Source organism: Klenkia taihuensis, from assembly GCF_900112525.1.
Lineage (GTDB): Bacteria > Actinomycetota > Actinomycetes > Mycobacteriales > Geodermatophilaceae > Klenkia > Klenkia taihuensis.
On record NZ_FOMD01000003.1, the window covers coordinates 104,658 to 115,945 of the forward strand.

At 75.0% G+C, this 11,288-nt stretch carries 12 protein-coding genes; 11 read left to right on the forward strand and 1 reads right to left on the reverse strand.

The annotated features are described in order from the left end of the window. The first annotated feature begins 39 nt into the window (after positions 1-39). The 11 genes from BM158_RS12580 (at position 40) to BM158_RS12630 (ending at position 9,401) form a co-directional block, all read left to right on the forward strand. Complete coding sequence (locus BM158_RS12580) at positions 40-1,506, forward strand: aldehyde dehydrogenase family protein (RefSeq protein ID WP_091559205.1); 1,467 nt, start codon at positions 40-42, stop codon at positions 1,504-1,506. 77 nt (positions 1,507-1,583) lie between these two features. Then, on the forward strand, positions 1,584-3,032 hold the full coding sequence (locus tag BM158_RS12585; RefSeq protein ID WP_207506534.1) for a Rieske 2Fe-2S domain-containing protein: 1,449 nt from the start codon (positions 1,584-1,586) through the stop codon (positions 3,030-3,032). After that, complete coding sequence (locus BM158_RS12590; RefSeq protein WP_091559209.1) at positions 3,029-3,607, forward strand: 3-phenylpropionate/cinnamic acid dioxygenase subunit beta; 579 nt, start codon at positions 3,029-3,031, stop codon at positions 3,605-3,607. Before BM158_RS12585 ends, BM158_RS12590 begins: the two co-directional genes overlap by 4 nt. Then, positions 3,604-3,993: a hypothetical protein gene (locus BM158_RS12595; protein ID WP_207506536.1), complete on the forward strand. Its 390-nt coding sequence runs from the start codon at positions 3,604-3,606 to the stop codon at positions 3,991-3,993. The genes BM158_RS12590 and BM158_RS12595 overlap by 4 nt, the downstream gene beginning before the upstream one ends. After that, positions 3,990-4,796 carry a 3-(cis-5,6-dihydroxycyclohexa-1,3-dien-1-yl)propanoate dehydrogenase gene (hcaB, locus tag BM158_RS12600; RefSeq protein ID WP_091559213.1) on the forward strand — a complete coding sequence of 269 codons (807 nt, stop codon included), beginning with the start codon at positions 3,990-3,992 and terminating at the stop codon, positions 4,794-4,796. Before BM158_RS12595 ends, hcaB begins: the two co-directional genes overlap by 4 nt. Before the next feature lie 23 nt (positions 4,797-4,819). Further along, positions 4,820-5,014: a ferredoxin gene (locus BM158_RS12605; RefSeq protein WP_091559218.1), complete on the forward strand. Its 195-nt coding sequence runs from the start codon at positions 4,820-4,822 to the stop codon at positions 5,012-5,014. A gap of 3 nt (positions 5,015-5,017) precedes the next feature. Next, the gene (locus BM158_RS12610; RefSeq protein ID WP_091559223.1) at positions 5,018-6,244 is read left to right on the forward strand and encodes an NAD(P)/FAD-dependent oxidoreductase; all 1,227 of its coding nucleotides are present in this window, start codon (positions 5,018-5,020) and stop codon (positions 6,242-6,244) included. Further along, a complete protein-coding gene (phtC, locus tag BM158_RS12615; protein ID WP_091559227.1) occupies positions 6,241-6,957 on the forward strand; it encodes a 3,4-dihydroxyphthalate decarboxylase in 717 nt (238 codons plus the stop codon). Before BM158_RS12610 ends, phtC begins: the two co-directional genes overlap by 4 nt. 24 nt (positions 6,958-6,981) lie before the next feature. Further along, the gene (locus BM158_RS12620) at positions 6,982-7,773 is read left to right on the forward strand and encodes an IclR family transcriptional regulator (RefSeq protein WP_091559230.1); all 792 of its coding nucleotides are present in this window, start codon (positions 6,982-6,984) and stop codon (positions 7,771-7,773) included. Between the two features lie 43 nt (positions 7,774-7,816). After that, positions 7,817-8,509 carry a class II aldolase/adducin family protein gene (locus BM158_RS12625; RefSeq protein WP_229827435.1) on the forward strand — a complete coding sequence of 231 codons (693 nt, stop codon included), beginning with the start codon at positions 7,817-7,819 and terminating at the stop codon, positions 8,507-8,509. 10 nt (positions 8,510-8,519) lie between these two features. Further along, entirely contained in the window at positions 8,520-9,401 is an 882-nt protein-coding gene (locus BM158_RS12630) for an EamA family transporter (protein WP_091559232.1), read from the forward strand. A gap of 6 nt (positions 9,402-9,407) precedes the next feature. Here the strand turns inward: BM158_RS12630 and BM158_RS12635 are convergent, their stop codons facing one another. Next, on the reverse strand, positions 9,408-11,252 hold the full coding sequence (locus BM158_RS12635) for an FAD-dependent monooxygenase (RefSeq protein WP_091559236.1): 1,845 nt from the start codon (positions 11,250-11,252) through the stop codon (positions 9,408-9,410). Positions 11,253-11,288: the final 36 nt, after the last annotated feature.

Below are 11,288 nucleotides of genomic sequence, written 5' to 3' on the forward strand. Positions count from 1 at the left end.
CCGCGACGCCCATGCCCCGACCACCACGGAGGACACCGCGTGACCGACCTGCGGACTGCCACGACCCTGCTCGACCGTCGCCCCGAGATCCAGCTCGGCGGACGCCCGTTCCCGACGGCTGCCCGGTACGACGTCGAGGATCCGACGACCGGTCGACCGATGACCGACGCCCCCGACTGCTCCGCCGCGGAGGTGGACACCGTCGTCCGCGCGGCCGGGGAGGCCCAGCGGGCCTGGGCGCGGCTGCCGGCCCGCGCCCGGGCCGGGCGGGTGCGCGAGTTCGCCGCGCTGCTGCGGGAGCACACCGGCGAGCTCGCCACCCTCGACGCGCTGGACGCCGGCTTCCCGCTGGCGGTCATGCGGGCCGATGTGGACGCCGCCGCCGTGCTGCTGGAGATCATGGCCGACCACGCGCTGGCGCTCGGCGGGTCCACCTACCCCTTGTCGGGCAACCTGCACTACTCCACCCAGGAGCCCTACGGCGTGGTGGGCCGGATCGTGCCGTTCAACCACCCGCTGTTCTTCGCCGCCGGCAAGGTCGCGGCGCCGCTGGTCGCCGGCAACGCCGTCGTCCTCAAGGCGCCGGACCAGACGCCGCTGTCGGCCCTGCGGATGGCCGAGCTGGCCGCCGAGGTGTTCGGGCCGGACCTGTGCGGGGTGGTCAGCGGCCGGGGCGCGACGACCGGGGCCGCGCTGGTGGCCCACCCGCTGATCCGCCGGATCGGCTTCATCGGCGCCGAGCCCACCGGGCGGCTCATCCAGCGGCAGGCCGCCGAGCACGGGGTCAAGCACGTGAGCCTGGAGCTGGGCGGCAAGAACGCGCTGGTGGTGATGCCCGACGCCGACCTGGCGCGCGCGGCCGACGCGGCGGTGTTCGGCATGAACTTCACGGCGACTGCCGGGCAGTCCTGCGGGTCCACCAGTCGCCTGCTGCTGCACGAGTCGGTCGCCGACGAGGTGCTCGCCTCGGTGGTCGAGCAGGTCCGGGCCATCCGGGTTGGCCACCCGCTGGCCGAGGGCACCCAGATGGGGCCCCTGGTCGACCGGGCGCAGTACGAGAAGTCGCTGCGGGCGATCGAGGCGGCCACCGCGGCCGGGGCGCCGGTGCTCGCCGGCGGAGGGCGGCCGGGCACCGTCGGCGAGGAGGGCTGGTACGTCGCACCGACCGTGCTGGGCCCGATGGCGCCGGACAACCCCACAGCGGTCGAGGAGGTCTTCGGACCCGTGCTGTCGGTGCTCACCTTCGCCGACGAGGCCGAGGCCGTGGCGATCGCCAACCGGACCGCCTACGGGCTCACCGCCGGCGTCTTCACCTCCGACGTCACCCGGGCGCACCGGATGGCCGCCGACCTGCAGGCGGGCTACGTCTGGGTCAACGGGGCCTCGCGGCACTACTGGGGTCTGCCCTTCGGCGGGGTCAAGGCCTCCGGTGTCGGGCGGGAGGAGTCGGTCGACGAGTTGCTGTCCTACACCGAGACCAAGGCGGTCACCGTCGTCCTGGACTGACCGGTTGACGCGGACCGGGCAGCACGCTCTACTGGAAAGAGAGACATTCTGTTGAGCAGAGGAAGAGGGCGGCACGAGTGACCGACCAGACCGGCGTCATCGCCGACGTCCGCCGCGGGATGATCCCCGCGCACGTGTACAACGACCGCGAGGTCTTCGAGCTGGAGAAGCAGCGAGTCTTCTCCCGGGCCTGGGTGTTCGTGGGCCACGAGTCGGAGATCGCGCAGCCCGGTGACTACGTGGTGCGCCGCGTGCTCGAGGACTCCTTCATCGTCACCCGCGACGAGCAGGGCGAGATCCGCGCCCACTTCAACATGTGCCTGCACCGCGGCATGCAGGTCTGCCGGGCCGAGGTCGGCAACGCCAGCCACTTCCGCTGCCCCTACCACGGCTGGTCCTACCGCAACGACGGCCGCATCGTCGGGCTGCCGTTCCACAAGGACGCCTACGGCGGCGAGGCCGGCTTCGCCCGCAAGGGACAGCGCCTGCTGCCCGCGCCCAACCTGGCGACCTACAACGGGATGATCTTCGTCTCCATGGACCCGGAGGCGCCCCCGCTGGAGGAGTTCCTGGGGGACTTCCGCTTCTACCTGGACTACTACACCAAGCAGTCGGCCTCGGGCATCGAGCTGCGCGGGCCGCAGCGCTGGCGGGTCAAGGCCAACTGGAAGATCGGCGCGGAGAACTTCGCCGGCGACATGTACCACACGCCGCAGACCCACACCTCGGTCGTGGAGATCGGCCTGTTCCGCGAGCCCAAGGCCGAGAAGCGCAAGGACGGCGCCACCTACTGGGCCGGCGCCGGTGGCGGCACCACCTACAAGCTGCCCGACGGCGACCTGGACCAGCGGCTGCGCTACGTCGGCTACCCGCAGGAGATGGTCGACCGGATGAAGGAGCAGCTCTCGCCCGAGCAGCTGCAGGTCATCGGCGACGACGGCTTCATGATCAGCGCCGCGTCGGTCTACCCGAACCTGTCCTTCGTGCACAACTGGCCCCGGGTCGCCGAGTCCGACGACGTGCTGCCCTTCATCTCCATCCGCCAGTGGCAGCCGATCAGCGAGGACGAGACCGAGGTCCTCTCCTGGTTCGCCGTCGACGCCGAGGCGCCCGAGGAGTTCAAGGCACTGAGCTACAAGGCCTACCTGATGTGCTTCGGGTCGACCGGCATGTTCGAGCAGGACGACGTCGAGAACTGGGTGTCGCTGACCAACACCGCCGCCGGCTCGATGGCCCGGCGGCTGCTGCTCAACAGCCGGATGGGCATCCTGGAGGACGACGAGCCGGTCACCCCGCCGCTGGGCCCCGACGCCTTCCACGGCCCGGGCGAGGCGCGCACCGGGTACTCCGAGCACAACCAGCGGGCGCTGCTCAACCGGTGGGCCGACGACCTGGAGCGGCCGCCGGTGCGGGCCGCGACGCTCACGGTCGGCGCGCAGGGCAGCGGCGCCGTCGACGACCAGGGCCGCACGTCCCCGCAGGCCTCCGACGTCGAGGTCCCCGGCGAGGCGGTGGCGCAGGCATGAGCGGGACGCTGAGCGAGCAGTCGGCGCTGGGCGCCCACGCGTCGCGGGTGCAGCGCACCGGGCGCAGCCTGCCCTTCGACGACCCTCGCCACCTCGAGGCCCACCGCTGGCTGGTCGACGAGGCGTGGCTGCTCGACGCGCAGGGCTACGAGGAGTGGCTGGGGCTGATCACCGACGACGTGCACTACCTGATGCCGGTGCGGGTCACGACCGCGCTGGGTGCCGGGTACGACACGGCCCGGGGCATGGCGCACTTCGACGAGGACAAGTACTCCCTGTCCCGGCGGGTGGCGCGGTTCCTCACCGAGCACGCCTGGACCGAGGACCCGCCGTCCCGGCTGCGGCACCACCTGACCAACGTGCGCACCTTCGCCACCGACACCGACGACCACCTGGTCGTCGAGTCGGCCACGCTGCTGTTCCGCAGCCGGGGCGACGTCCGCGAGGGGTCCTTCGTGTCGGCCGGCCGCGAGGACCTGCTGCGGCTGGTGGACGGCCGCTGGATGCTGGCCCGCCGGGTCATCTCCGTGGACGACGCGGTGATGCGCATGCAGAACCTGGCGATCTTCCTGTGAGCGCCCCCCGCGAGCCGCTGTCCTGGGAGGGCGAGGACGTCGACGCGGCGGCCGCCCGCCGGGCCGCCCTCGAGCACGCGGCGCTGCTGGCCGGCGCCCGCGGCGAACCGCTGACCATCGCCAACGAGTTCGCCGAGGTGACCGTCCGCCTGGTCGACACCCGCAACGGGTCGCGGCTGCTGGTCGAGGCGCCCAAGTCGGGCCAGTGGGTGGCGCTGGACCCGATGCAGGTGGAGGCGCTCACCTGGCAGGGCACCGCCACCTTCTCGGCGATGATCGGCAACCCGTTCGGGCCGCTGATCCCCGAGGCCAGCGCCGGGGTGGTCACCGACGGCTCCGTCCGCGAGGGCGGGGGACCGGAGACCCTCGAGGGCGGCAGCCAGTGAGCGACGGCTGGTTGGACGGCCGGCGCGCCCTCGTCGTCGGGGCCGGCTCCGGCATCGGCCGGGCAGTCGTCGACGCCTTCCTCGCCGAGGGGGCCCGGGTCGCCGTGCTGGAACGCGACCCGGCCAAGGCCGCCGCGCTGCGGGCCGAGCGGGCCGGTGTCCCGGTCACCACCGGCGACGCGGTCACCCGGGAGGCCAACGAGGCCGCCGTGTCGGCCGCGGTCGAGGCGTTCGGCGGCCTGGACGTGCTGGTCAACTGCGTCGGGGTCTTCGACTACTACCGCAGCCTGGTCGACCTGGACGCCGACGTGCTCGACACCGCCTTCGACGAGGTGTTCCGCACCAACGTGCTGTCCCACCTGCAGTCGGTGAAGGCGGCACTGCCGCACCTGCAGGCCGCCGGCGACGGCGTGGTGCTGCTGACCGAGTCGACCTCGTCCTACTACCCCGGCCGGGGCGGGGTGCTCTACCTGTCGTCGAAGTTCGCCGTCCGGGGACTGGTCACCGCCCTGGCCCACGACCTGGCCCCCGAGGTCCGCGTCGTCGGCGTCGCCCCCGGGGGGACCCTCGGCACCGACCTGCGCGGCCCCGCCAGCCTGGGCGCGGCCGACCGCAGCCTGGGCGACACCCCCGGGCGCGCCGACGAGCTGGCCGCCCGCGTCCCGCTGCAGGTGGCGCTCTCCGGCGAGGACCACGCCTGGAGCTACGTGTTCCTGGCCTCGCGCCGGGCCCGCGGCATCACCGGCGGCGCCCTGCACCCCGACGGCGGCGCCGGCGTCGCCGCCCCGCGCAAGCGTTCCTGACCCCCCGATCGAGAGGACCCACCATGCCCCGGCTGACGGCGGACCACGAGGCCTGCCAGGGATACGGCAACTGCATCACCGGCGCACCCGACGTCTACGACATCGACGACGACGGCGTGGTCGTGCTGCTCACCCAGGAGATCCCCGAGGGCGACCGCGCCCGGGTCGAGGAGGCCGCCCGCAGCTGCCCCGTGGACGCGCTCCGCGTCGAGGACTGACCCGTGTCGACCGTCGTCGTCGTCGGCTCCTCGGTGGCCGGCGTCCGCACCGTGCAGGCGCTGCGCAGCGAGGGGTTCACCGGCCGCGTCGTGCTGGTGGGCGCCGAGCCCGAGCTGCCCTACGACAAGCCCCCGCTGTCCAAGCAGTTCCTCGCCGGCGCCTGGGACACCGACCGGATCCGGCTGCTGACCGCCGAGCGGGCCGCCGAGCTCGACGTCGAGCTGCGGCTCGGGTCGGCGGCCGAGCGCCTGGACGTGGCCGGCCGGCAGGTGCACCTGGCCGACGGGTCGGTGCTGGGCTTCGACGCCGTCGTGCTGGCCACCGGCGCCGCGGCGCGGCCCTCGCCGTGGCCGGTCGAGTCCGGGGTGCACGTCGTCCGCAGCCTCACCGACGCCCGGGCGCTGCGCGCCGGCCTGGACCACGAGGGGCCGGTCGTGGTGGTCGGCGGCGGGTTCATCGGGGCCGAGGTGGCCGCCACGGCCTCCGCGCTGGGCCGCGCGGTGACCGTGGTGGACCCGCTGCCCAGCCCGATCGGCCGCGTCGTGGGTGCCGAGCTCGGCGAGCACTTCACCGGGCTGCACCACCGGCACGGGGTGGTCACCCGGTTCGGCACCGGCGTCGAGTCCGTCACCGGGGTCGCCGGGGACCTCGCGGTCGCGCTGACCGACGGGACGACGCTGCCGGCGGCCACCGTGGTCGTCGGCATCGGGGCCACCCCCAACGACGGCTGGCTGGCCACCTCCGGGCTGCTGGTGGAGAACGGGGTCACCTGCGACGAGCACTGCCGCGCCGTCGACGCCCCCGACGTCCTCGTCGTCGGCGACCTGGCCCGCTGGTACCACCCCGGCCACGGCGAGCACCTGCGGGTGGAGCACTGGACCAACGCGGTGGACTCCGCGGTCGTGGCCGCGCACAACATCGCCCACCCCGACGACCTGCGCACGCACGCCCCCGTCGAGTACGTCTGGAGCGACCAGTACGACTGGAGGATCCAGATCGTGGGCCGGCCCGCCCGCGCGGCCCGGCACGAGCTGGTCGGCTCCCTGACCGGGGACGCCGCCCGGGCCGCCGCGGTCTACACCGACGACGAGGGCCGGCTGCTCGGCGCGGTGACGGTGAACTGGCCCAAGGCGCTCGTGCTGTGCCGCCGGCTCCTGGGGGCCGGCGCGACCGCGGCCGACGCCCTGGCGCAGCTCGCCGCGCTGCCCGCGGCCAGGGTGGCGGCGTGAGCACCCTGGTCGCCGAGCGGCAGCTGGTCGCCGACGCCTGCCGGGTGCTGGCAGCCCGGGGGCTGGCCGACGGCTTCCTCGGGCACGTCAGCCTGCGGGTCGACGACGAGCGCCTGCTCGTCCGCTGCCGCGGCCCGCAGGAGCGCGGGCTGCGGTGGACCACCCCCGAGGACGTGCACCTGGTCACCCTGGACGGCGAGCCCGGCGACGACGGCGAGCTGGGGGAGTGGGCGCCGCCCAACGAGCTGCCCCTGCACGCCGAGGTGCTGCGCACCCGGCCCGAGGTGTCCGCCGTGGTGCACGCCCACCCGCCGGCCGTCGTCACCGCCGACCTCGCCGGTCTGGCCGTCCGCCCCGTCGTCGGGGCCTTCGACATGCCGGGCACGAAGCTGGCCGCCGGCGGCGTCCCGGTCTACCCGCGGGGCGTGCTGGTCCGCGACCGCCGGCTGGCGGCGGAGATGGTGGCGGCGATGGGGAACCGCCCCGTCGTGCTGCTGCGCGGGCACGGGCTCACCAGCGCCGGCGCCTCGGTGCCGGAGGCGGTCCTGCACGCGCTGTCGGTGGACCGGCTGGCCCGGCTGGAGCTCGCCGTGGTCTCGGCCGGGGGGACGCTGGTCGACCTGCCGGCCGAGGACATGGCCGAGCTGCCCGACCTCGGCGCGGGGTTCAACCACGCCACCGCGTGGCGGCACGAACTGGCGAACCTGCCGTGATCGTCGGCCACCTAGGCTGCGGGCATGGACGGAGCCCAGTTCCCGCCCGCGCCCGAGCACGGCGCTCCGCCGCAGTACCCGATCGAGTCGGTCGACAACGCGCTCAAGGTCCTGCTGCTGCTGGGCGGACGGCCCTCCCTGCGGTTGACCGAGGTCAGCCAGTACCTCGGCGTCGCGTCCTCCACGGCGCACCGGCTGCTAGCGATGCTGCAGTTCCGCGGGTTCGTCCGGCAGGACGCGACCACCCGCGGCTACGTCGCCGGCCCCACCCTCGACGGCCTGGCCATGGGGGTGCTGCGGCGGCTGGACGTGCGGGCGCGCGCCCGTCCGGTGCTGGAGAAGCTCAACGCCGACCTGCAGGAGACCGTGCACCTGGGCCGGCTCGAGGGCGCCGACGTGCACTTCATCGACTCGATCGAGAGCAGCCGGGCGCTGCGCGTGGGTGGCCGGCTGGGCCGGTCCATCCCGGCGCACTGCACCTCCAACGGCAAGGCGCTGCTGGCCGGGCTCACCGAGGTGCAGCTGCTGGCCCTCTACCCCGACGAGCAGCTCGCCCAGCTGACCCCGCACTCGATCGCCACCCGCACCGAGCTGTTCGACGTGCTGGCGCAGGTGCGCGCGGAGGGCTTCGCCACCAGCCACGAGGAGAGCGAGGAGGGCGTGGCGTCGGTCGCCGTGGCGCTCCCGGCCCGGCACTCCCCGCGCCTGGCGGTGAACGCCTCGGCCCCGGTCAGCCGGTTCACCCCGCAGGTCCGCCGCGACGCCCTGGACCACCTGTTCGCCGCCGTCGAGGAGATCGACCGGCTGCTGCTCTGAGGCCCGGCGTCCGCCGGGCCCGCGCCCGACGGACGGAGACCCCGTGAGCACCCCCACCGACCAGCTGCGCGACGACGTGGCCACCTCCTGCCGCGTGCTCGCCGCCGCCGGCCAGGACGACCTCATCTGGGGGCACTCGTCGGCCCGCGACCCGCAGGGCCGCGGGGTGTGGCTGAAGACGGCGGAGTGGGGGCTGGGCGAGGTCACCGCCGACCGGGTGCACCTGGTGTCGCCCGACGGCGAGGTCCTCGAGGGCGACGGCACCCGGCACAGCGAGTACCCCATCCACACCGAGGTGATGGCCGCCCGGCCCGACGTCGGCGGGGTCGTGCACACCCATCCCCCGCACGCGGTGGCCCTGGCGGCGACGGGGCAGGAGCTGCGGCCGGTCAGCCACGCGGCCAACCTCTTCGTCCCCCCGGGCGTGCCGCGGTTCACCGACACCGCCGACCTCGTGCTCACCCGCGAGCTGGGCCGCTCGGTCGCGCTGGTGCTGGGGCAGGCGCGTGCGGTGTTCCTGGTCAACCACGGCATCGTCGCGGTGGGGCCGGACGTGCGGATGGCCACGGTGGCCGCCGTGGTGCTGGAGCAGGCCTGCCGGCAGCAGATCCTGACGCAGACCGCCGGCGGCTGGCCGACCTGGTCGCCACCGGCGGAGTCGCTGGCCAAGCGGGAGCACGTGTACAACGACCGCGCGCTGGGCGCGGTCTGGGACTTCCTCGTCCGTGGCCTGTAGCCCGTGACCGGTGGGTGAGGCCCTGGCGGTCGCCTCGCTGCTGCTGTTCAGCGTCAACGTGCTGCTCGTGCCGGCCGCGTCGGCCCGGCTGGAGCAGGCGGCCGGGTTCGCCGTCGCCCTGGTCGCGAACGTGGTCGGGGCGGCGGTGCTCCTCGCCGGTCAGCTGCTGCTCGCCGGGCCGCCCACCGCCGTCCGCTGGCCGGCGGTGGGCCTGTTCGCGCTCGGCGGGCTGCTCACCTCCTACGCCGGCCGGCGCGCCTACTTCCGGTCGATCACCGCGATCGGCCCGACCCGGGCGGCCACCCTGCAGGCCAGCAACCCCGTGTTCGCGGCCCTGGCCGGCTGGGCGCTGCTGGGCCAGTCCCTGCCCCTCGTCGCCCTCGTCCCCGGCGCCGCCGTCGTGGTCGGGCTGGTGCTGGTGACCCGGGTCCCCGGCACGCCCGGGGAGCGGCGGTCCTGGCTGCTGCCGGGGACGGCGGTGGCGCTGCTGGGCGCGGCGACCTACGGCCTGGGCAACGTGGCCCGCGGCGCCGGGGTGGGGATCTGGGCCGAGCCGGTGGCCGGCAGCCTGCTCGGCGCGGCCGCCGGGCTGCTGGCGTTCGCGCTGGTCGAGCGGGACCGGGGCCGGCTGCTGGGCGCCGTCCGCCGGGCCGACCCGGTGGGGCGCCGGCTCTGGGTGCTGTCCGGCCTGCTCACCATCGGCGCGCAGACCTGCCTGGTCGCGGCCACGCGCACCGTGCCGGTGGCCGTCGCGGTGGTCGTCTCCGCCGCCGTGCCGGTCGTCGTCCTGCCGGTCGGGCTGCTGCTGGGCCGGGAGGTCCGGCTGCGGCCGGCAGCCGTGGTCGGGGTGCTGCTGGTCGCCGCCGGGGTGGTCGGGCTCGTCCTGGGCTGAGCGGGCTCAGACGGGCCGGAGGACGCCGGCCAGGAAGGCCGTCAGCTCCGCGTGGGCGGTGAGCGGCAGCACGTGCGCGACGTGCTGGTCGGGCCGGACCAGCACCGCGCAGCCGTCCCGGTCCACGCCTCGCAGGTCGAACACGTCGCCGGCACGGGTGTCGGGGCAGTAGACCTTCTCCTGGTCGACCAGGCCCAGCGGCCCCTTGACCGGGCGTAGCACCGCGGGCAGCGAGCCCACCTCGACGTCGTGGTGGTGCTGCTGCAGGACGGCCCGGACGTCCAGCACGGCGTCAGGGTCCCAGCCGGCCGGGGTGTGCCGCCGCAGCGCCGACCCCGGCCCGGCGAGCTGCTCGCACAGGGCGCGCAGCGCGCTGCCGTCGCGGTCGGCGAACAGGTACAGCCGCCAGGCGCCGTCGGCCCGGGCCGCGTGGCCCAGCTGCACCGGCCGGGCGTCGGCCAGCCGGACGACGGGGGCGGAGTGGAACCGGGTGCCCACCCCGAACCCGGTGGCCAGCTCCTGGTGGGCGTCGGCACTGGTGATCGGCGACGGCCGGTACCGGGTGGCGACCCCGGCGGTGAACCGGCCCTGCTGCACGAAGTAGCGCTCGAACTCCCCGGGGTCGGACTCCTCCGGCGGCCGGCTGAAGAGCGCGGCGAAGCGGCGGTCGAAGTCGATGAGCTCCTGCGCCACGACCTGCCGCTCGGCGGTGTAGGTGTGCAGCAGTTCGGGCGGGGCGACGCCCCGTAGCACGGCGGCCAGCTTCCAGCCCAGGTTCCAGGCGTCGTGCATCGACACGTTCATTCCCTGGCCGGCCTTGGCGCTGTGCGTGTGGCAGGCGTCGCCGGCGATGAACACCCGGGGGGCACGGGAGCCGTCGTCCGGTGCGTCGTCGAACCGGTCGCACAGCCGCTGGCCGATCTTGTACACCGACCACCAGCCGACGTCGCGGACCTCGACGGTGTAGGGGTGCAGGATGCGGTTGGCGATCTCGGTGAGCCGGACCGGGTCCACCTCGCCGGCGTCCCGGACCTGGTCCAGCTCGATGTAGAAGCGGACGAGGTAGCCGCCCTCGCGCGGGATGACGAGGACGTTGCCCTCGGCGTGCGAGTGCACGGTCGCCTTGAGCCGGATGTCCGGGAAGTCGGTCACCGGCAGCACGTCCATCACACCCCACCGCTGGTCGGTGCGGTCACCGCGCAGTTCGCGGCCGATCGCGGTGCGGACGGCGCTGCGGGACCCGTCGCAGCCCACCACGTAGCGCGCGCGCACGCGGGCGGTGCCGGCCGGCCCGGTCAGCTCGACGGTCACCGGGTAGCCGTCCGGGTCGCCGTCGTCGACGGCCAGTCCTGCGACGGTCCAGCCGTGCCGGACAGCGGGCCGGCCGGGCTGCCGGTCCAGGTCCTCGCGCAGCCAGGCCAGCATCCGGGCCTGGTTGACGATGACGTGCGGGAACTCCGACAGGCCCTCCTCGGTGTCGGGGACCCGCCCGGTCCGCACGATCCGCGACGGGTCGGCCGGGTCGGGGCGCCAGAACGCGACCTCGTTGACCCAGTAGGCCTCGGCCAGCAACCGGTCCGCCAGACCCAGGGCCTCGAACACCTCCACGGTGCGGCACGCGACGCCGTCGGCCTGGCCGACGGCGAGGGGACCTCCCCGGCGGTCGACGACCAGCAGGTCGAGCTCGGGGAAGCGGGCGAGCTGGGCGGCCAGCACCATCCCCGCCGGACCGGCCCCGACCACCAGGACGTCGGTGTGGTCGGGCAGCTCCGCGCCGCGGTCGGCCACCCCGGGTGCTGGCGGGGCGACGAGGGGGTCTCCGGGGCGGTAGCCGTCGAGGTAGAACTGCACGCCCCACGGTGCGTCGGGCGGTCCGGGCTGGCACAG

What these genes read in the sequence shown, in the direction of transcription:
- BM158_RS12590 (WP_091559209.1), top strand. Translation starts at nt 3,029, where the DNA reads ATGAGCGGGACGCTGAGCGAGCAGTCGGCGCTGGGCGCCCACGCGTCG.
- BM158_RS12605 (WP_091559218.1), top strand. Translation starts at nt 4,820, where the DNA reads ATGCCCCGGCTGACGGCGGACCACGAGGCCTGCCAGGGATACGGCAAC.
- BM158_RS12620 (WP_091559230.1), top strand. Translation starts at nt 6,982, where the DNA reads ATGGACGGAGCCCAGTTCCCGCCCGCGCCCGAGCACGGCGCTCCGCCG.